Below are 20,242 nucleotides of genomic sequence, written 5' to 3'. Positions count from 1 at the left end.
CGGTGGCCGGCTGTGCTCGGCGCCGGCCTTCCGCTCAGGGCTGCAGGAGCATGCTGCGGAATTGGTTGCGTGCGGGCGTCGGCAAGGTGCGGTAGAGGCCCCACAGCTTCTCGACATCGTTGAAGCTGCGGGAGTCCTGCTCAATCCAGGCGGACAGCATCTTGCGCTCATAGGCTGACAGCCGCTCCAGCGCCGCTGTGAGAGTCCGCAGGTCGCTGACAACATCGCGTCCCCCCACACGGCACCGGTTGCACTCCGTGACGAGCTGCACTTCCTTGTCGCCGCTGGGTAGCGTGACCTGCCGGCGTGCGATATCGAGCTGTGAAGTGGTTCCGTAGCCGTCGGAATACGCTTCGCCGATGCCGATACCGCACGATCGGCATAGATAGTTGTCCTCCATGAGAACGGTACGGCGCTGTGACGCGCTTATAGCCTCCGCGGCCTTCCGGTTAGCGACGCCCGGTTCCCATACGGGAAGCCCCTGGCGAACGAACCTGTGCTCCCAGGACTCCAGAGTCGAATCCTCCCGGTTTGTGTCGATCTGCCACTCGTAGTCCCGTAGCTCCCTCATGCGGCGGTCGATTTGACTGACTCCGTCGAACGCTGCGCGCAGCTGTTCTTTGGTGAAGATGCTTCCTGGTCCGACTTCCTGTATGAGCCACAGCGCTACCCGCTTCATGGTGCCGAGCTTCTTGTCCGTCCAGGACGGCATCGCCAACATTCGTCTGTTCCTCTCATGGGAGATAAGCGACAGAGAGACCCGCTGCGTTGTCTGTTAGCGAAGCGGATCCAGGCACCTCAGGGAAGTCTTTTCTGTCCCGGTGTGTCCCGCGTGGTGTCCCGCTGTGTCTCGCTGATCCGGCAAAGGCGTAATTTGTCACAGGCGTCCGTCAAGATGGCTCCAGAACCGGAGGGGATACCAAGGAGCTGACCATGCCTCCTCGTGCGCGAAGGAAGCCTCTTCCAGCATCTCTCTCGCCTGCCCGGCGTGAACTCGCTGAGGCGGTGCGAACGCTTTTAGATGATGCGGGCGGGTCGTTACGAAGCGTTGCAAACCAGATACATAGTTCTCGCTCCGCTCTCGGTCGCTTGGCCGCGGGACAGGTGGGATATCCCGACAAAAAGACGGTCCTCAACCTCCTTCGCCTCGCGGCCCGCAAAAATCCGGCCGTGACTATGACGGAAGAAGAGCTGGAACGCCTGGTGCAGCAAGTGTGGGATGAGGATCCGCATGTTGCCAGGCCGGCTGGTGCACTTGCCGATGGCGGCACGACGACCGCCGGTCCCGGTACTCCACACGTTGCGCCGGTCCTGGTGGGAGGAGGGGACCGGCGCAACTGCTTGACGGCATACGTCCGGTGGCCGATCGAAGAGCTCGCCAAGCATGTGGACAACGCTCGCTATGAGCACGCCATGGGCATGCTCGACTATGCCGGCGGGAGGGCACCTGCGAAGGAGGCTGCTGACGCAATACAGGCCTGCCGCGACTGGGGACTGGCGGAGGCTGTGGATACCCTGCTCAGGATGGTCGGACGCCGGCCTGGCACGCAAGTCCTCGCGGTGGTGGGTCACCTGATGGACGTCGGCAACATCGCGGACGCTCGCGCTCTTCTGCGAATCACTGGCGACCTCCAGGAGGTGTGAACCCGTCGGCGTACCCACCCGGCGCCTGGGCCGATCGGCAGGTGACACGGAGGCGGCGCCAAGAATCTGGGCCGGCCGCGAAGTTGTCAGGCGCCCAAGTTATCCGGACTCCTTAAACAAGATCGGCTTGAGCTGCCGGACGAGTTCGATGGCGTCCGCCCGGTGGTCTCTGCCTGGTGCGCCCGGGGCGATCCAGATGGAGAGGCGGCGGCTGGCGTCGGGGGTCCAGGCGTAGGCGTACGTCTTCATGCCGTCCTCGCCTTCGATCTGTGCCGTGAAGCCAGGGCCGAGGTCGGCTGGCAGGTCTTGGCCGCGGTCGTGCTGCTTGGTGCCCTCCAGCTCTTCCACGGTGAGCGCGGACGGGTTGTCGAAGGTGATCGACAGCGCCGCCCCGATCGCGTCTCCTCCCTCTTTTCTGACGATGCAGCGGTCGAAGGGCTCTCCGGGGCGGCTGCCCGTGGCGCGGAACTCGTCCAGGCCCGTGATGCGGGCGATGACCTGCCTTGAGATCAGACCGCACTCCTGCGGTCCGGCCATCACATCGCCCAGAGGGCGGGTGTCGGGGGGTGGAGGCGACGGCGAACAAGCCGCGCTTACGAGTGCTCCCGCGATGAGCAGCGCAGGGAGGGAGACCTTTCTCATCCGCCTTGTCCTCCGGCGTCGTTGGCCTGGTTGAAGCCCTCGGTGACAGCGTTGGAAGGGTTGCGGAACACGGCTCCTGTGTCAGGGCTGGTGATCCATTCCGTGTACGCCTCACGCTGCTTGGCGGTCATCTTGCTCCACGGGATGATCTTGTCGCCGTCCATGAAGTCGCCCTCCGAGCCGCGCGGGTAGTTCACCGACGCGTGCGGGTGGGTCCTCGCCGGCACCTCTCCGTCGCCGAAGAGCCCGTGCCGCATCATCGCGTCGGCCGTGAGGTCCATGAACATGTCCACGGTCTGACCCGTCGTCGTGGCGGCCTCGCTGCGCGCCGCCGCTCCTGCCCCGGCGGTGAACTGGTCTGCCACCTGGGATTTGGCTCTGTCGAAGAGCCATCCGGCGATCTTCCCTTGAGGACCGGGGGCCAGGTCCGCCACGCTGGTGACCGCTTCTTTGAAGGCGTTGAACATTTTGTCGTGTTGGTCTGCGCTTTCGATCTTGGCGATGTTGCCCGCATCCGTGATCACAAAGAGGGTGCGGCTGAGCCGTTCGATGGCCTGGCTGAAAACCGCGCCGTCCGCGCCGTTCATCCGCTCTTCCAGGATCTTCTGACGCTGCGCGGCGATCTCGGCGGCGGTCGCGTTCGGGTGTGCCTTGTGCCATTTCTCGAAATCGGCGCGATTCTGCTCAGCGAGCCTTGCGGCGCGCTCGTCCAGCACTTCGATGCTGTACTGGCCGTGGCCCGTCACGACGGTCTTGAGCACGTCAGTGTCCGCGAAGGCCCACTTCATGACGCCGCTGATACCGTCACGATCGAAGACGGCACCGTACGGCTGTGTGCCGGCCAGCATTGTGTCGGGGTCGCGCGTGATCACCCCCGGCTTGTGAGCCACCCGATCCACAGAAGCGCGGTGTAAGTCGCTCATGTACGCGCTGATGATGTTCCCCACGTTCTGCCGGGTGTGGGGGAGGTTGTTCTGCACCTGCGGGTTGCCCCAGAAGTGCATCGCCCATGAGGCGATCAGCGCCGACTTGTATCCGCGTGACTGCTCCGGCGGCTGGTCGTGGTCGCGGAAGGTCCTGGTGGCGGCTTCGAGGGCGTTGCCGAGGTCGGTGTCGGTGTACTCGTGCCAGGGGCGTTCGCGCATCAGGTAGTCGAGGGGCTTGCGTTTCGGGTCGGTGAAGAAGTCTTGGGCGGCCCGGGAATTGTTGGCGAGCGCGGCGGCGACGGCGGCCATCGGATCCTTATAGGCGGCCGGGAGATCGTTGGCCGGTTGGGTGGTGGGCGTGAAGTTAAGCCAGTACGGGGACTGCCGGGGCTGCTTGCGCTCGTAGTCGTAGACCTTGGTGGCGATCTCGAGGAGGAAGGCGTCGTCGTAGGTGCCGCTGCGCAGGAGCTTGTTCAGCGCGAACGCGGTCTCCGGGATGTCGAGGTGTTTCAGCAGCTCATCGACGTACCCCTTGGGCAGCTTCATGCCGCCGGCCCCACGTGATGCGGTGCCGAGGATGGTGCCGAGCGCGGCCGACAGCTTGTCCAGCTGGGCCATGACCTCCGGGTCGGCGCCGGCCGGGGTGGTCTGGCCGCGGTAGAGCTTCGCGATGAGGCTCTTCAGCTCGTGCGGCGGCATCTGGGTGGCGAACGCCACGGCGAAGTACGGGTCCTCCTGGTGCTTTTGCAGCTCGGCGAGCGTCTTGGCGTCGATCGTGCCCTTCTTCAATCCAGTACGCAGCGCGTCCGCGAGGCGCTTGGCCGTGGCGGCGCCGGCGGCGGGCGTGTCGGACAGCCACTTGGATTCGTCGGCCCAGAGCGCTTTCGAGGTGTCGAGCGCGACCTTCTGCGCGGCCAGCATGAGGTCGAGCCGCCGCTGCAGGTCGGGCACCTTGCCGGCGATCTGCCGGCCGATGTCGCGGGCTGTGCCGGGGCCGTACAGCTGGAGCTGCACCGTGGCGAGACTTCTGTCCACCTGGGCGCCCATGTCGGGGATGGTGGTGCTGAGCCGCTTCATCAGGTTGATGAGCTGCGTCATCAGCGCCGGGTCGATGCCGAGCGGCACGGGCTGCGGGCTCATCGGCCGGCACCGTCCGGGCGGAGCGTGTCGAGCATGGCAAGGGCGCGGTCGAACATGCCCTTCAGCGCTCGATCCCAGCCCTGGGCCTCGCTTACCAGCGCGTCGGCGGCGGGGCCTTTCATCGCGCCGGAGTTGATGAGGTGGATCACCCCGCGGACGTCGCCACCGTGTTGATCCCGCAATTGCTCGATCTGCCGGCGCACGGCGTCGATCTGCTCCTGCGTCGCCATTCCGCGTCCCCTGAGGCTGCCGACAACTGGGTGACGCGAACAGCGTAACCAGCGGTGACGCGCTGCAGCGGGCGTTCGTTGCGCCGTACAACCGAGAAGGCATGGAAACGCGAATACGGTTCGTCGCTATTGCGCATTTGAGTGTGTGTCAGTGGCGGCTTCGCGACGTTCTCATGCGGCACGACGGCGGCCCGGCGATGTGCCGCGACACGATTTTCAGGATGGCGGCCACGCCCAAGCCGGTGACTGATGCGGTGCGGTGGTGTTCGACGGCCGTCAGGTGGTCGGTGGCCGGCCCAGCGCGGTGGTGCTCGCCTGCTGTCAGGCGGTCAAGTGGCCGGTGCCTTGGTCGAGGGCTTTCAGGTGGTCGCGAGCGGGGCTGACGCCTGGGTCGACTCCTAGGTGGTCAGCGGGCGAGCGCCGCGGTGGCGTTCCACCGCGGTGGCGGTGCGCGCGAGGTCGCCCGCCGCGATGGCCTCGACCAGCTCGGCGTGCACCTCGACGCGATGCCGCAGGTACTCGTCCTGGTCGGCGCTGCCGTCGGGGTCGGCGCGTTCCGACAGGTCGGACACGCAGCGGGTCATGGCCAGGTAGACCGCTTTGGCCAGGTGGTTGGGGGTGATCTCGGCGATCCGCTCGTGGAGCGCCCAGTTGGCGCGCATGAAGCGGTCGCGGTCGGCGGTCGATCGCTTGAGCGCGGTGAGGAGTCTGCGCAGGTCGGTGATGTCCTGGCGGGTGCGGTGGCGGGCCGCGTCGGCGGCGATCAGGGGCTCCAGAGATTCGCGTACGGCGATCGCGTCGGCCACCGTGGCCGGCATCGAGCGTACGGTGAGCAGCGTGTGCCGCAGCCGCACGATCGGGTTGGGCGCGGCCACGAACAGGCCGCCGTTGCGGCCGGGCCTGATCTCGACCGTGCCGCGGTCGCTGAGCAGGCGGGCCGCCTCGCTGATGGTCGCGCGGCCGTAACCCGACATGTCACGGAACTCGTCCATCGTGCCGATCAGGTCGCCAGGCCCGAGACCGCGCTCGGCGATCAGCGCTTCGATGTCGGCGGCCAGGGACTCGGCGCGGGTCGGAGGCGTACCAGAAAACACCCGAACCATTCTGGTCTTTCGAGCGCGGCGGCGCTACGCTCCGGTCAAGCCTTTGGAGGACTATGTGACCCCGCTGCTGCGACAGGTCCTGAGCCAGATCGACGGGCCCGACCCCCGGATCAACGAGGTGGTCTCCGCGCTCGTCCGTCACCTGCACGCCTTCGTCGAGGAGGTGCGGCCCACGGAAGGCGAGTGGAACGCAGGGCTCGACTTCCTCATCGAGACCGGCCGCATGTGCACCGCGCACCGCAACGAGTTCATCCTGCTGTCCGACATGCTGGGCCTGACCAGCGCGGTGGACGCGGTCAATAACGAGGGCCCCGAGGGCATGACGCCATCGTCGGTGGAGGGCCCGTTCCACTCGCCCGCCCCGGAGCGGCAGCCGGGCGCGTGGATCAGCAACGGGCCCGAGCGGGAGCGCGGCGTGCCGACCGTGGTGCACGGGCGGGTGCTCGACTGCGACGGCATGCCGCTGCCCGGCGCGGTGGTGGACGTCTGGCAGGCCAACGACACCGGCCTGTACGACACCCAGGACGACAGGCAGGACCTGGGCAACCTGCGCGGCCTGTTCACCACCGACGTGGAGGGGCGCTACTGGTTCCGTACGATCCGGCCGAGCAGCTACCCCGTGCCCACCGACGGCACCGCGGGACGGCTGCTGGACGCCATCGGACGCCACCCCATGCGTCCCGCGCACTTCCACTACCGGGTCACCGCCACCGGATACCGGCCGCTGACCACGCACGTGTTCCTGGCCGGCGACCCCTACCTGGGCTCCGACGCCGCGTACGCGGTGAAGGACGAGCTGATCCGCGAGCCGGTGCCGCGTACGGAGGGATGGGGGATGGACGGGCCGTACGAGGAGATCGAGTTCGACCTCAAGCTGGTGCCGCTCGACTGGAAGGAGGAGCGGTGAAGCTGGTCGGTGTCCGTGTGCGCGGGGACGACGTCGTACGGGTGGCGCGGCTCGACGGCGAGACGGTGACGCTGCTCGCCGAGGTGAACGAGTTCTGGGCGGACGCGCGGTGGCTGGTCGCCGAGGTGGCCGGCATCCGCGGCGGGCTGCGGCTGGCCGACGAGCACGCCACGCTGTCCACCGAGGCGGTGGAGTTCGTGCCGCCGGTGCCGCCGTCCGCGCGGGTGATCTGCGTGGGGCTCAACTACCGGGCGCACGCGGCGGAGGGGGCGTTCGAGGTGCCGGAGCATCCGACGCTGTTCGGGCGGTGGACGGCGTCGCTGAGCGTGGGCGGGGCTCCGGTGGCGGTCCCGGCTGGCGAGGACGGGCTGGACTGGGAGGGCGAGGTGGCCGCGTACGTCGCCGAACCGCTGCGCTACGCCGACCCCGACACCGCGCTGAAGGCCGTGCTCGGCTACTCCACCTTTAACGACCTCACCGCCCGCCGCGCCCAGAAGCTCACCAGCCAGTGGACGCTCGGCAAGAACGCCGACCGCAGCGGCCCACTCGGGCCGATCATCACCGCCGATGAGGTGGGCGACCTGCGTGACGGGCTGCGGGTGCGTACCAGGGTGAACGGGACGCTCGTCCAGGACGGCAACACGCGCGACATGATCTTCGGCGTGGGCGAGGTGTTGTCGCTGATCAGCCGTACGCTCACGCTCAATCCCGGCGACGTGATCGCCACCGGCACTCCGGAAGGGGTCGGTTACGTGCGCAACCCGCCGTGGTTGCTGCGGCCCGGCGACGTGGTGGAGGTGGAGATCGACCGCCTCGGCGTGCTGCGCACCCCTGTGACGGGCGGCCTTACGTAGGAAGCCTGCGCATCCTGTGAGTGGCGGCCTTACGTAAGAAGCCTGCGCATCCTGTGAGAGGTGGCCTTGCGCAAGCCTGCGGACCTCCGTGGCGGACGGACATCCGTAAGCCTGGCGCACCCGTGACGCGGGGCCCTACATGAGCCTGGGGTGTGCGGTCCACTGCCATAACTTCTGGTGACGGGCGCGGCGGACCGGCGGCCAGAAATTGTCGGTTCTCGGTGGTACACATCAAGTCCACGCACACCCACCGTCACCGGCCTGGGGGAGGCCATGTCCGTCACCACGCCCGCCACCACGACGAACTCCGAGTTCGACGTCTCCGGGCCGCGCTACGACCAGCGCGGGCCGGTGCGCTGGCTCTGGTCCCACCTGCGCCGGCATCCGGTCCAGCTCGTCGGGTTCCTCGGCGGCTCCGTCATCATGACGGCACTCAACGCCTCGGTCCCGCAGCTCACCGGGGCCGCGTTCGACGCCGTGCTCGGCACGAGCGGAGACCCGGCAAGGGCGCTGACGCTCATCGTGCTCGTGCTGCTGGTCATCGTGCTCGCGCGCGGCCTGTTCGACCTGATGGCCAGGCTGTCCAGCGAGGTGCTGGCCAAGCGGCTCGAACGCGACGCGCGCGACGAGCTCTACGTGAGCCTGCTCGGCAAGAGCCAGACCTTCCACAACCGGCAACGGGTAGGCGACCTGATGGCCCGCGCCGCCAACGACATCAGGCAGCTGTCCGTCATGATCTCGCCGGGGGTCGATCTGATCGTCGACTCCAGCCTGGCCGGGCTGGTGCCGCTGCTCTTCATCGCCGCCATCGACCCGCGGCTGCTGCTGGTGCCCTGCGCGTTCGCGGTCGTCTTCGTGCTCGCGCTGTGGCACTACATGCGCCAGCTCAACCCGGTCGCCACGCGCATGCGCGAAGAGTTCGGCGACCTCAACGCGGGGCTCAGCCAGGCGGTGCGCGGCATCGAAGTGATCAAGGTGATGGCGCAGGAGGGGCAGGAACGCACGCGGTTCCGCGCCCGCGCGCGCCGCTACCGTGACTCCTTCGTACGCAACGGGCTCGTCCAGGCCCGTTACCTCCCGACGCTGCTGTTCGCCGGCGCGCTCGCCGCCGCCCTGTGGCACGCCATCCACCTCCAGAGCATCGGCGTGATCACGGTCGGCGACCTGGTGGCGTTCATGGGGCTGATGGTCATGCTGGGCTTTCCCACCCAGATGTCGATCTGGACGTTCTCGCTGGTGCAGATCGGCATCGCCTCCGCCGGCCGCATCCTCGGCATCGTCACCGCCGAGACCGAGCTGTGCCAGCCCGCCGACGGCCACGCCGCACGCATCTCCGGCGAGATCGTCTTCGACGATGTCACGTTCGGCTACGACGACGGCGGGGAGCCGGCGCTGCGCGGCATCAGCTTCACCGTCAAGCCCGGCGAGACCGTCGCGATCGTCGGCGAGACCGGGTCGGGCAAGAGCACGCTGACCAAGCTGGTGCCGCGCATCTACGACGTCACGTCGGGGCGCATCCTCATCGACGGCGTCGACGTACGCGCATGGGACCTCGACTCGCTGCGCTCCCAGATCTCCACCATCGAGCAGGACATCGTGCTCTTCTCCCGCTCGGTGGCCGAGAACATCGCCTTCAGCCTCGGCCAGCGCGCCGACCGCGAGGCCGTGATCAGGGCGGCGGAGGACGCGCAGGCCGCCGAGTTCATCGCCGAGCTGGACGACGGCTATGACACGGTGATCGGCGAGCGCGGCGTCACGCTGTCGGGTGGGCAGCGGCAGCGGCTGGCCATCGCGCGGGCGCTGCTCACCGACCCGGCGATCCTCATCCTGGACGACTCCACCAGCGCCATCGACTCGGCCACCGAGGACAAGATCCAGCAGGCCATCGAGCGGGTGTTGGAAGGGCGTACGACGTTGATGATCACTCATCGGCTCTCGCAGATCCGCTGGGCCGACAAGGTCGTGCTGCTGCGCAGGGGCGAGCTGGTCGACTGCGGCACCCACGACGAGCTCATCGCCCGCAGCCCGCTCTACCGCCGCATCTTCGCCCACTACGACGAGGCCGACTACGGCCCGGTGGGCGACGACGACGTCTCAGCGAGTGAAGCGGCCGGAGACGGCACCGCCGGGGCCGGTGCGGCTGAGGATGGCGCGGCCGAGGCCGGGGCCGGCGCGGCTGAGGATGGCGCGGCCGAGGCCGGGGCCGGTGCGGCCGTGGCCGGCGTGGCCGGAGGGCGCGGGGCCGATGGTGGCATGGCCGGGGATGGCCCGTCCGGCGACGCCGCGTCCAAGGATGACGGACCTCCGGAAGACATGTCCAAGGATGACGGACCCCGGGAAGGCGCGTCCGGGTCCGGGGCCGGGACGGCTGTTCTCAGTGGCGAGCAGGGGAGCGTGCGCTGATGGGCTTCATCATGGACGGCCTCGACGCCGAGGACTACGACCGCACCTACAACGACCGCGACCTGCTGCGCCGGATCCTGTCCTACTTCCGGCCCAAGCTCTGGTCGATGGTGCTGGTGGCCGTGATGATCGTGCTGTCGTCCACCAGCCAGGCGTTCGTGCCGCTGCTGACCAGCTACGTCGTCGACGCGATCGCCGACGGCACGATCGGGCGGGTCGGCTGGATGTTCGTCGTCGGGCTGCTGCTGACCGGGGCGCTCGGGTGGGTGTTCAACTTCGTACGCCAATACTTCAGCGCCCGCGTCACCGGCGACGTCGTGCTCAAGCTGCGCGAAGACGCCTTCGACGCGGTGCTCGAGCGCGACATGTCGTTCTACGACGAGACGCCGTCCGGGCGCATCGTCAGCCGGGTGACCTCCGACACCGACGACTTCGCCACCGTCTCCACGCTGACGATGGACCTGATCAGCCAGGTGCTGATGGTCGGGTTCGTCACGTTCCTGCTGTTCCTGCGCAGCGTCGAGCTGGCGCTGCTGACGCTGCTGGTCGCGCCCGTGGTGGTGGGGCTCGCGCTGCTGTTCCGCCGCATCGCGCGGGCCAGCACCCGCCAGGCCCAGCGCTCGCTGAGCCGGGTCAACGCCAACCTCCAGGAGACGATGGGCGGCATCGCCGTCGCGAAGAACTTCCGCCAGGAGCAGCAGGTCTACGACGAGTTCCGGCCGATCAACCAGCAGAGCTACCAGGTGACGCTGCGCCAGGGGTTCGTCTTCTCCGGCATCTTCCCGGTGCTCTTCCTCGTGGCGGGGCTCGCCACCGTCGCGCTCGTCCAGCTCGGCGGCACCGCCGTGCTGGACGAGCGGCTGAGCGCCGGTGACTGGTATCTGTTCCTGCAGGGCGTCGCGCTCTTCTGGATGCCGCTCACCTCGATCGCCGCGTTCTGGTCGCAGTTCCAGCAGGGGCTGTCGGCGTCCGAACGCGTCTTCGCGCTGATCGACGCGCCGCCCCGGGTGGTGCAGACCGACGCGCGGCAGGTCGGGCGGCTGGCCGGGCGCATCGAGTTCGACGGCGTGACCTTCGGCTACGACCCCGCCCATCCCGTACTGCGCGACTTCGATCTGACCATCGAGGCCGGCGAGAGCGTGGCGCTGGTCGGGCACACCGGGGCCGGCAAGTCCACGCTCAGCAAGCTGATCACCCGCTTCTACGAGTTCCAGGACGGCCGGCTGCTGATCGACGGCCACGACATCCGCACCCTCGACCTCGCCTCCTACCGGCGGCAGATCGGCGCGGTGCCGCAGGCGCCGTTCCTGTTCAGCGGCACCGTCGCCGACAACATCCGCTACCCGCGCCCCGACGCGACCGACGACGAGGTGCTCGCCGCCGCCTCGGCCGTGGGCGGCGGCGACTGGATCGACGCGCTGCCCGACGGGCTGCAGACCGACGTCGGCGAGCACGGGCGGGCGCTGTCCATGGGGCAGCGGCAGCTCGTCGCGCTGGCCCGGCTGCTCATCCAGGACCCGGCCATCGTCGTGCTGGACGAGGCCACCGCCAGCGTCGACCCGCTCACCGAGGCGCAGATCCAGGAAGGGCTCGACGTGGTGCTCGCCGGCCGCACCTCCATCGTCATCGCCCACCGGCTGTCCACGATCGAGCACGTCGACCGCATCATCGTGCTCGACCACGGGCGCATCGTGGAGGAGGGCGACCACGCCACGCTGCTCGCCCGCGGCGGCCGCTACTGCCAGGTCTACAACACCTACTTCCGCCACCAGTCGCCGAATTACCGGGCAGGCACGGGCTTCGTCCCGGTGGGCACCGGCGAGACCGCCGGCACCGGTTGAGGGCGGCGGCGCCGGCGGTGGCGCGCGAACACACTCGGGGAGCCGGCGTGGGACGCGGCGTCGGGGTGATGGCTGTGCGGGGACTCACCTCGGGGTCGGCGTTCGCGTGCCGGTGGGCGGGCGAGGCCGGGGGGTCGGTGTGTGGGTGGGTTTTCGGGTGGCGGTGTGGTTGGGCTTGAGGGTTGGGTGTGTGGTTGGGCTGGGGGGGGTCGGTGTGTGGGTGGGTTTTCGGGTGGCGGTGTGGTTGGGCTTGAGGGTTGGGTGTGTGGTTGGGCCGGGGGTCGGTGTGTGGGTGGGTTTTCGGGCGGCCGTGTGGTCGCGCCTGAGGGCTGGGTGCTCGGTCGGGCCCGGAAGGCGGTGCGCGAGTGGACGCGGGGGCCGGGGCGGGGCCGAGCCTGGGGCTGGTGCGTGGTCGGCCCCGCCGGCCGGTGTGCGGTCGTGCGCAGGGGCCGGTGCGTGAGCGAGCCCGGGACTCTGTGCGCAGGGCGGCGGGGAGCCGGTGCGCGACTGAGCTCGGTGCCAACGGCATGCGGGTGGGCTCGCGAGCGTCCGTTCGCAGGGTTCGGCCGACGTTCGATTCGACCGAGGTGCACAACGACGGCGCCGCGGTGGAGATGGGGGATCTCCTGAGCGGACTGCTGAGGGCGTCTGCGGTGCTTACGAGGCTGACGTTGTGCGGGCGCGGGCGCCCAGGTTCGGGACGCCTAGTTGGCGTTTGAGCAGCTCTGCCTCGTGGTCTGGGAGTTCGCGGCGGATCGTGAGGGCGTTGTCGAGGAGGGGGTTGGCGGTGAGGCGGACTCGGCGGACGCCTTGGGCGAAGGCGTCCGGGTCCCAGCCGCCCTTGGCCTCGGCGGTGGACGCCATCGCCGAGATCTGCTCGGCGGTGGGCGGGGTGGGGATGCCGAGGCGGGTGGTGAGGCGGTCGCCGACGAGCAGGCCGGCCAGGTAGCTGCGGCCTGAGGCCGGGGAGCGGCGGGGGCGCGGGTCGGTGCCGTGGACCCAGGCGGTGACGATGTCGGCGACGAGGCGGGCGGCGGCGTGGCTCGGACGGTCGGAGAGGCCGAGGTCGCCGAGGTCGTACTGGTTGGTGGAGATCACCAGCACAACGCGGTCTTCGGTCCAGCCGCGCGTGAAGTGGTTCCAGCCCCACAGGTACTCGCCGCCGTGCCCGATGTACGGGTGCTCGCCGCCGTCGAACACGTTGAAGACGAAGCCGACCGACGCCGAAGGGCTGGGCCCCATGCGGGTGCCGCCGGACGCCTGGGCGGTGATCATCTGCCGGGCGGTCTCCTGCGCGAGGACCGCTCCCGAGTCCAGGCGGCCGCCGTTGAGCAGGGCCAGGATGAAGCGGGCGTGGTCGGACGGCGTGCTCAGCGCCGACCCCGCCGGATAGTCGCCGGGGTAGAGCGGCGGCAGCGTGAGCCGGAGACCCGGCAGCGTGGCGTACCCGGTGGAGCGGCGGGCGAGCAGCTCGGCCGGCACGTGGTCGGGGTGCTGCGCCGGCGGGAACACGGTCGAGCCCATCTTCAGCGGCTCGAACACGTGCCGCGCCACCCACTCGGAGAAGCTCACCCCGTCGGGATTGAGCAGCTCCACCAGGTGGCCGACCAGGGCGATGCCGATGTTGCTGTAGGTGTAGCGCTCGCCGACGGGCGCGGCCCAGAACGGCAGCAGCGTGCCCCCGTACGCGTCCGACCTGGCCTCGGTGAGCACGCGCCGCAGGTGCTCGCCCAGCGGCGGGGGCGGGACGTGGTCCCAGTTGCCCATGTTCGTGCCCAGCCCGCTGCGGTGGGTCAGCAGGTCCCGCAGCGTGATGGAACGTTCCCCGAGCGGGTTGCGCACGTGCTCGTCCAGCGGGTCGTCCAGCCCGATGAGGCCGCGTTCGACGAGTTGCAGGGCGGCGACGGCGGTGTACGCCTTGCAGTCGGAGCCCGTGGGGCCGACCGTGTCGGTGGTCATGGGGCGGCCGCTGGCGACGTCCGCCAGCCCGTACGCCCTGGTCAGCGCCACCTCGGTGCCCACGCCGACGGCGAGGGAGAGTCCGGGTGCGCCGCAGTGGTCGAGGATCTCCGGCGTGAGGACGTCCAGTGCCTCCGCCAGCTTCGCGATGTCCATGCGTCAACGATGTCCTTGACGTTCGCAAAGTGTCAAGGATTACGTTGACAGCATAATGGGAGGGTGCCCGAGCTACCCGACCTCACCGCCCTGCTGTCGATCGTCGAAGAACGCAGCGACAGCGCCGACCCGCTGACCCGCCTCTCCGTCGCCGAGGGCGTGCTGTCGGAGCTGCAGGGCGTCGGCGACCGGCTGCTCGGCTACCTCGTCGAGCTGGCCAGGGCCGAAGGCTGCTCGTGGTCCGACATCGGCGACCACCTCGGCATCAGCCGCCAGGCCGCCCAGCAGCGTTACGGCCGCCGCTGGGCCAGCCTCACCGTGGCCGACCTCGCGCAGACCGGTGCGTTCGACCGCTACACCGCCCGCGCCAAGGAGGCGCTCGAACGCGCTGAGGCGCACGCCCGCCGCACCGGCAGCACCGCCGTCGGCGCCGACCACCTGCTGCTCGGCATCCTCGACGATCAGCAGACGCTGGCCGTACGCGCGATCGCCGCCCAGGGCGCCGACCCCGCCGTGCTCCGCGCCGACCTCGAACGGGAGCTCACCACCGGCCCCGGGTCACCCGACACGCTTCCCATCGGCGCTGACGCCCGCCGCGCCCTCCAGGCCGCGCTGCTGGAGACGGCCGAGCTGCGGCACAACTACGTCGGCACCGAGCACATGCTGCTCGGCCTGCTCCGCGAGAAGTCCGTCGGATTGCTGCGGGAACGCGGGGTCATGCTCGAACCGACGCGGGCCGCCGTACGGGCGGCACTGGAGGCGATCCTGCGCGCCCGGGAGGCGTAGGCGGGAGGACGGGGGCTCAGGTGCGGCGATCCGCCGGTCGGCGGGGCCCGTGATGGCGGGTGCGGACGTCCTCGGCCGGGCGGGCGGGCCGCTGCTCGACCCTTGTGATCAGCGGGCGTTCAGGCGCGGGCGGGTGTACCGCTGCCCTGCACGCGGTGATCAGCGGGATCGTGAAGGGAGGGTGCGCAACTTCTCGACCGGGCGGATAGCCGCCACTCCGCCCGTGGCGGTGCCGGGATGGTACAGGTAGCCCTACCTAGGGTGTCGCGTCTGCGGGATCGATGGCGCCAGGTGCCCGTCAGTAGCTTGGGCGCATGATCACTCGACGCACCCTTCGCTGGACCGGCACCTCCGCCCTCGCCCTCGCCGTCCTGGCCGGCCCCGCCGTGACCGCCGCACACGCCGCCACGGCCATGTACGCCACCAAGACCGCCGACGCCTCGGGCGCCGTCGTGCAGGACCTCCTCGACGACCTGGTCACCAAGGACAAGTTCCCCGCCGCCATCGCCACCGTGCAGGACAGGGACGGCGAGATGACCGACTACACGGCCGGGAAGGGCGAGCCGCCCGCCGACGGGTACGTGCGCATCGGCAGCAACACCAAGACGTTCACGGCGGTGACGATCCTGCAGCTCGTGGGCGAAGGCAAGATCAAGCTGGACGGCCCGGTCGAGAAGTACCTGCCGGGGCTGCTGCGCGGCAAGGGCATCGACGGCCGCCGCATCACCGTACGGCAGCTGCTCCAGCACACCAGCGGCCTGCCCGAGTACACGGACTTCCTGGCCAAGGGCGCGCTGCCGTACCAGCACCGCTACTTCCAGCCGCGTGACCTGCTGGACATGGCGCTGAAGAAGAAAGCGCAGTTCGCGCCGGGCACGAAGTGGTCGTACACGAACACCAACTACATCGTCGCCGGCCTGATCATCGAGAAGGTCACCGGCCGTCCGGCGGCCGAGGAGATCACCAAGCGGACGATCAAGAAGATCGGCCTGACCCACACCTACTTCCCGGGCGTCGGCGAGCAGAAGATCCGCGACCCCCACCCCACCGGTTACCACCGTGACGACCCGGCCAAGCCGATGACCGACGTGTCCGTCTCCGACCCGTCCAGCGCGTGGACCGCCGGCCAGATGATCTCGACGCCGAGCGACCTGAACCGCTTCTTCACCGCGCTGCTCGACGGCAAGCTGCTCAAGCCCGCGCAGCTCAAGCAGATGCGCACCACGGTCAAGGCGCCCCAGCTCGGCCCCGGCGGCCGGTACGGGCTCGGCCTGAGCGCGGTCAAGCTGTCCTGCGGCGGCACGGCGTGGGGTCACGGCGGCGCCATCCCCGGCTACTACACGACGAATGCCGCCACCGAGGACGGCCGCGCCGCCGCCATCGCGGTCACCCACCTGCCGACCACGGTCGAGGGGCAGCAGCACGTCGAGGGCGCCCTGGACAAGGCCCTCTGCGCCCTGAAGGGGTGACGGTCCGCCGCAGCGGGGACCGGTCAGTCGTTCTGGAACAGGCGGGCAGGGAAGCCGCCCGTCGCGATGGGCCCCCACCGCTCGATGGTGATGCGGATCAGCGACTTGTCCTGGCGGCGCATGGCCTCGCGGTATTCGTCCCAGTCGGGGTGCTCGCCCGCGATGCACCGGTAGTACTCGACCAGCGGCTCCAGTGCCTCCGGCATGTCGAGCACTTCGGCCCGTCCGTCGACCTGCACGTACGGGCCGTTCCAGTCGTCGGACAGCACGCAGATCGACACCCGAGGGTCGCGCCGGGCGTTGATGGCCTTGGCGCGGTCGGGGTAGGTGGAGACCACGATCCGGCCGGAGTCGTCCACACCGCATGAGACCGGCGAGAGCTGGGGCCGCCCGTCGGAGCGGGTGGTGGAGAGCAGGCCGTGGTGGCGGGGGCGGAGGAAGTCGAGCAGTTCGGGGAGCTCGACGCGGCGGGCGGTGGCGATGTTGGGTGCCATCTGCGGGTGCCTCTCATGACGCGTGAGGTGGAACACGCCCGATCCTGCCATCAGCGCCGGCACCGCCTCGCGGGTGGTGCCGGCGTCAGAGCGCGGTCAGGCCGATACCGGTCAGGACGAGGCTCACCGCGCAGGCCACGGTCCTGATCGTGTTCCAGCGCGTCCAGCGCGGCGCGTACTTCTGGTACGGCATCGTGCCCGCGTCCAAGGCGTTGTTCATCGGTACGTTGATCGCCACGGTGACCAGGAACGAGCCGACGCCGTTGGCCACCGCCGCGGCGTAGAACCAGACGGACCCGGTGACGATCCCGGTCACCAAAGCCGCCAGCGGCGAGCCCATGAACACGATGAACAGCCACGGGTTGAGGATCTTGCGGTTGATACTGCGCATCGCCGCCCCCGCGTGGGCCGGGTCGATGGCGTTCAGGCCCGGCATGACGGACATGGAGAAGGCGTAGAAGAGACCCATGAGGGCGCCGTGCAGCAGGAGGGTGACGAGAGCCAGAACCAGCATGCCTTCATGGTGACGGCCATACAGTGAGACGGTCCATGGTCATTACGCTCATCTGCATAAGTGAGCGTCTCAACATCGGAGTGTGACGGCCGTCACGGTCGTTGTGCGTATTCGTCCACAGTTGATCGGGGTGAAGCTCCGTACTGTCCCTGTCATCAAGCGGAACACACCGAATGACGGGGAGGAACCCGAAATGCGGAAGACCTTGGCGATCGCCGCCCTTGCCGGTTCGATGGCCGTTACCGGCCTGGCGATCAGCAGTCCGGCGCAGGCCGCTTCGGCCACGACCGCGAGCACCGCTCACTCTGCAACGGTCACGTGGGGGAAGTTCTTCTCCAGCGACTACAAGGCGTACACGTTCGGTGAGACGTGGAAGTCGCACGGCAAGGTGTTCACGAAGTGGTACGGCGTGGACAAGCGCGGTGGTAAGAAGGGCTGGGTCTGGTTCGAGGTGTACCGGAACGGCCGTTGGGTGAAGTTCAACAAGGCGTGGGACGGCAAGGTCGTCGGCACGTGGAGCGGCCGGGGGATCCAGAAGGTGTACACGTTCACCTGCTGGGCCGGGAAGTTCGACAACTGCGGCAAGAAGTACCGCATCTACTGAGAATCATGAGCGGAACTTGGGGAGAACCGCCGCGTGTCTCCCCGTGCCGCGACGGGTGATCAGGTGACGCTTGCCTGGACAGGTTCCGGCACGACAGGCAGGCTCTCATGCTCGGACGATCCTTCGCCGCTCTCGCCATGACCACCGCCGTCCTGGTGTACCCGGCTCCGGCGTACGCCGTGACGCTGGAGCAGAAGCTGGCCGCGCTCGCCGCGTTCACCCAGCCCACCGACGAAAGCGCCGCCGCCTGGCGGAGCGCCTGGGCCGATCAGGCGTCATGGGCCGCGTACGCCTTCGACTGGTCCACCGACCAGTGCTCGGCGAGCCCCGACAAGCCGCTCGGCTTCGACTTCACGATGCCCTGCACGCGGCACGACTTCGGCTACCGCAACTACAAGGCGGTGAGCCGGTTCGACGAGAACAAGGCCCACGTGGACGACGCTTTCCTGCATGACATGCGCCAGGTGTGCGCGGGTCACCAAGGGGCGCGCAGGAGAGTGTGCGACCGCCTGGCCTGGTCGTACTACCAGGCGGTGCGCAGGGTCGGCGCGCTGGTGTCGGGGGATCGGCTCGCCGGCTTCATGTGACGGGCCCGTCCGGAACTGCGGACCGGACCGAGCCGACGGGACCGGACGGAGCCAGCCGGACTGTACGGAGCGCCGGCAGGGCCGGACGGGACATGGGACGGCCCGCCACACGGGGGCGGGCGGGCCGTCCAGGAAGGGACCGCCGCTCGGTAAGAGCGGGCTGTCCGGGGAGGCATCAGCAGGACAGGTTGCCGCCCGGGGAGACGCCGAGCATCTGGGTGAAGCGCTGGTAGGTGGTGATCCGGCTCTGCACCTGGGCCGGGTTGCCGCCGTTGCACTCCACGCCGCCGTTGATGCTGCGGATGGTCTCGCCGAAGCCGTGCCCGCCCACGATCGCGTTGTGCGGGGTCATGATGCCGGGGCCGGTCTGGGTCATCCAGTACCACACGGCCGCCTTCCAGGCGACGGACGCGTCCTGCTCGACCAGCCACGGGTTGGTGAGCAGCGGCAGGCCGAGCGCGTCACCGGCGGCCTTGTAGTTGTAGTTCCAGCTCAGCTGCATGGGGCCGCGGCCGTAGTAGGCGGACTGGCCGGCCGGGCAGCCGTACGACTGGCGGGTGTCGCAGTAGTGGGAGTAGTTGGCGGTGTTCTGCTCCACGATGTGGACGAGGCCGCCGGTCTCGTGGCTGACGTTGGCGAGGAAGGCCGCCGCCTCCTGCTTCCTGACGGTGTCGCTGCCGGTCTCGGTGAAGGCGGGGAACGAGCTGAGCGCCGCGACGAGGCCGCTGTAGGTGTAGAAGCCGTTCCGGTTCGGGAACATCTGCTCGAACTGCGCCTGGCTCACCACGAACCCGGACGGGTCGGGGTTCGGGTCGGTGGAGCCGCCGTCACAGGTGTACGGGTCCCAGTACCAGTGGCTGATCACCGGGTCGTAGCCGGGGTTCTCGTGGACGGCGATGTAGTGGTTGCCGTCGGTGTAGCGGACGATGCTGCCCACCGGGTACCACTGCCCGGCCACCCAGTTCGGGTAATTGCAGCTCGTCCCGCCCCCGCTGCTGCCGCCGGTGCAGGAGCCCTGGTCGGACCAGACTTCGGCGCTGCCCGGGGTCTCGCCCTGGGTCCACCACCGGGCCTGGTAGTTGCGCCCGTTGTACGACACCAGCGCCCCGCCGGTGTAGACCGCCGAGGAGCTCCAGGGGCTCGCGCAGGCGGCGGCGTTCGCCGCGCTCGGCATCAGCACCGCGAGCACCCCCGCGGCCAGGCATAACGCGGCCAGGTGGGCCAGGAGTCTACGCACGAGATCTCTCCCTCGATTTTCTTAGGAAACTTTCCTAAGAGTTAACGGACGCCCTGGCCCCGCGCAAGGCCCAAAGTCAGCCCGCGCCCTCCTCGGCGGTCGCGGTGCGTCCGGCCAGGCGCTCGTAGCGCTGTCTCGCCGCCTGCGCCGTTCCGAGGCCCAGGCCGTACGCGATCTCCTGCCAGGTCATGCCGCGTCCGCGCGCCATCCGCAGCAGCCCGGCCTCCAGCGCGTCGAGCTCGCCGCGCACCAGCGGGACGAGGGTCAGTGCGGCGGTGATGTCGGCCCTGTCCACCTCCGGCTCGCCGTCGTCGAGCTGTGCGGCCCCGCTGAGCAGGAACGTCACAAGCCTGACGGCCTCGTGCGGCGCGAGCGCCGAGGGGTGGACCTGACGGCTGCGCTGCTCGTCGGTGGCGGCGTGGCGCTCGGCGATGCGGAAGAGGGAGGCGTGGACCCGCCCGGCGCGCGCCCGTTCGGGATCCGGCGCGGCAAAGGGGTCGGTTTGCTCACTGTGCATGAACCCACGGTCCCGCGCCTCATGCAGTGTTGTCAACATAACGTTTTGAACAGACTGTTTAAGGCCTGTAGGTGTGCCCCTGCTAAGCGCCAGTCGGGCCGTCGAGGCGGGAGGTTTCTGTTAATCGGCGGTTGTCCGATTTTCTAGCCATTTGCGCACGGCCTATGGAGGCTCTGTCAGCGCGACTTCGGTCAGGCTCAATTGCTAAATTGCAGATTTCCCGCAATAA

19 protein-coding genes are annotated in these 20,242 nt (G+C 69.1%); 9 read left to right on the top strand and 10 right to left on the bottom strand.

The annotated features are described in order from the left end of the window. Window positions 1-34: 34 nt before the first annotated feature. Complete coding sequence (locus tag AB0K67_RS33525; RefSeq protein ID WP_364068138.1) at window positions 35-721, bottom strand: hypothetical protein; 687 nt, start codon at window positions 719-721, stop codon at window positions 35-37. A 368-nt stretch (window positions 722-1,089) separates the two neighbouring features. Between AB0K67_RS33525 and AB0K67_RS33520 the strand changes: the two genes are divergently transcribed. Further along, on the top strand, window positions 1,090-1,644 hold the full coding sequence (locus AB0K67_RS33520) for a hypothetical protein (protein WP_364068137.1): 555 nt from the start codon (window positions 1,090-1,092) through the stop codon (window positions 1,642-1,644). Between the two features lie 99 nt (window positions 1,645-1,743). Here AB0K67_RS33520 and AB0K67_RS33515 read toward each other — a convergent pair whose 3' ends face one another. The 4 genes from AB0K67_RS33515 to AB0K67_RS33500 all read right to left on the bottom strand — a co-directional run bounded on the left by AB0K67_RS33515 (window position 1,744) and on the right by AB0K67_RS33500 (window position 5,676). Continuing rightward, window positions 1,744-2,181 carry a hypothetical protein gene (locus AB0K67_RS33515; protein ID WP_364068136.1) on the bottom strand — a complete coding sequence of 146 codons (438 nt, stop codon included), beginning with the start codon at window positions 2,179-2,181 and terminating at the stop codon, window positions 1,744-1,746. Between the two features lie 101 nt (window positions 2,182-2,282). Next, window positions 2,283-4,352 carry a DUF6571 family protein gene (locus AB0K67_RS33510; RefSeq protein ID WP_364068135.1) on the bottom strand — a complete coding sequence of 690 codons (2,070 nt, stop codon included), beginning with the start codon at window positions 4,350-4,352 and terminating at the stop codon, window positions 2,283-2,285. Beyond that, entirely contained in the window at window positions 4,349-4,582 is a 234-nt protein-coding gene (locus tag AB0K67_RS33505; protein WP_364068134.1) for a hypothetical protein, read from the bottom strand. The genes AB0K67_RS33510 and AB0K67_RS33505 overlap by 4 nt, the downstream gene beginning before the upstream one ends. Window positions 4,583-4,980: 398 nt before the next feature. Then, window positions 4,981-5,676, bottom strand: coding sequence for an FCD domain-containing protein (locus AB0K67_RS33500; protein ID WP_364068133.1), 696 nt, complete (start codon window positions 5,674-5,676; stop codon window positions 4,981-4,983). 52 nt (window positions 5,677-5,728) lie between these two features. Here AB0K67_RS33500 and AB0K67_RS33495 point away from each other — a divergent pair, with 52 nt between their 5' ends. From AB0K67_RS33495 to AB0K67_RS33480, 4 genes are all read left to right on the top strand, one after another. Next, a complete protein-coding gene (locus tag AB0K67_RS33495; RefSeq protein ID WP_364068132.1) occupies window positions 5,729-6,592 on the top strand; it encodes a dioxygenase in 864 nt (287 codons plus the stop codon). Then, window positions 6,589-7,446 (top strand): fumarylacetoacetate hydrolase family protein, encoded by an 858-nt coding sequence (locus tag AB0K67_RS33490; RefSeq protein WP_364068131.1) that lies wholly within the window; start codon window positions 6,589-6,591, stop codon window positions 7,444-7,446. Before AB0K67_RS33495 ends, AB0K67_RS33490 begins: the two co-directional genes overlap by 4 nt. A 273-nt stretch (window positions 7,447-7,719) precedes the next feature. Further along, window positions 7,720-9,849, top strand: coding sequence for an ABC transporter ATP-binding protein (locus AB0K67_RS33485; RefSeq protein ID WP_364068130.1), 2,130 nt, complete (start codon window positions 7,720-7,722; stop codon window positions 9,847-9,849). Then, window positions 9,849-11,690 carry an ABC transporter ATP-binding protein gene (locus tag AB0K67_RS33480; protein WP_364068129.1) on the top strand — a complete coding sequence of 614 codons (1,842 nt, stop codon included), beginning with the start codon at window positions 9,849-9,851 and terminating at the stop codon, window positions 11,688-11,690. The genes AB0K67_RS33485 and AB0K67_RS33480 overlap by 1 nt, the downstream gene beginning before the upstream one ends. 657 nt (window positions 11,691-12,347) lie before the next feature. On the opposite strand, the gene AB0K67_RS33475 is transcribed toward AB0K67_RS33480, so the two are convergent. Beyond that, a complete protein-coding gene (locus AB0K67_RS33475; protein WP_364068128.1) occupies window positions 12,348-13,805 on the bottom strand; it encodes a serine hydrolase domain-containing protein in 1,458 nt (485 codons plus the stop codon). Between the two features lie 63 nt (window positions 13,806-13,868). Here AB0K67_RS33475 and AB0K67_RS33470 point away from each other — a divergent pair, with 63 nt between their 5' ends. Both AB0K67_RS33470 and AB0K67_RS33465 read left to right on the top strand, forming a co-directional pair. After that, window positions 13,869-14,591, top strand: coding sequence for a Clp protease N-terminal domain-containing protein (locus AB0K67_RS33470; RefSeq protein ID WP_364068127.1), 723 nt, complete (start codon window positions 13,869-13,871; stop codon window positions 14,589-14,591). Between the two features lie 314 nt (window positions 14,592-14,905). Then, window positions 14,906-16,060 (top strand): serine hydrolase domain-containing protein, encoded by a 1,155-nt coding sequence (locus tag AB0K67_RS33465; RefSeq protein WP_364068126.1) that lies wholly within the window; start codon window positions 14,906-14,908, stop codon window positions 16,058-16,060. Window positions 16,061-16,083: 23 nt separating this feature from the next. On the opposite strand, the gene AB0K67_RS33460 is transcribed toward AB0K67_RS33465, so the two are convergent. After that, complete coding sequence (locus AB0K67_RS33460) at window positions 16,084-16,554, bottom strand: PPOX class F420-dependent oxidoreductase (RefSeq protein WP_364068125.1); 471 nt, start codon at window positions 16,552-16,554, stop codon at window positions 16,084-16,086. Window positions 16,555-16,639: 85 nt separating this feature from the next. Next, complete coding sequence (locus AB0K67_RS33455; RefSeq protein WP_364068124.1) at window positions 16,640-17,068, bottom strand: anthrone oxygenase family protein; 429 nt, start codon at window positions 17,066-17,068, stop codon at window positions 16,640-16,642. Window positions 17,069-17,261: 193 nt separating this feature from the next. Between AB0K67_RS33455 and AB0K67_RS33450 the strand changes: the two genes are divergently transcribed. Together AB0K67_RS33450 and AB0K67_RS33445 are read left to right on the top strand one after the other, a co-directional pair. Next, window positions 17,262-17,672 (top strand): hypothetical protein, encoded by a 411-nt coding sequence (locus tag AB0K67_RS33450; RefSeq protein ID WP_364068123.1) that lies wholly within the window; start codon window positions 17,262-17,264, stop codon window positions 17,670-17,672. Between the two features lie 107 nt (window positions 17,673-17,779). Beyond that, window positions 17,780-18,259, top strand: coding sequence for a phospholipase (locus AB0K67_RS33445; RefSeq protein WP_364068122.1), 480 nt, complete (start codon window positions 17,780-17,782; stop codon window positions 18,257-18,259). A gap of 175 nt (window positions 18,260-18,434) precedes the next feature. Here the strand turns inward: AB0K67_RS33445 and AB0K67_RS33440 are convergent, their stop codons facing one another. Next, on the bottom strand, window positions 18,435-19,496 hold the full coding sequence (locus AB0K67_RS33440) for a glycoside hydrolase family 19 protein (RefSeq protein ID WP_364068121.1): 1,062 nt from the start codon (window positions 19,494-19,496) through the stop codon (window positions 18,435-18,437). A 76-nt stretch (window positions 19,497-19,572) separates the two neighbouring features. Continuing rightward, window positions 19,573-20,013 carry a DNA-binding protein gene (locus AB0K67_RS33435; RefSeq protein WP_364068120.1) on the bottom strand — a complete coding sequence of 147 codons (441 nt, stop codon included), beginning with the start codon at window positions 20,011-20,013 and terminating at the stop codon, window positions 19,573-19,575. Window positions 20,014-20,242 lie beyond the last annotated feature (229 nt).

The sequence above is a fragment of the Nonomuraea sp. NPDC052634 genome (assembly GCF_040678535.1).
Classification (GTDB): Bacteria; Actinomycetota; Actinomycetes; order Streptosporangiales; family Streptosporangiaceae; genus Nonomuraea; species Nonomuraea fastidiosa.
Note: the sequence above shows the minus strand (reverse complement) of the source record. Positions and strands in the feature narration are given on the sequence as shown.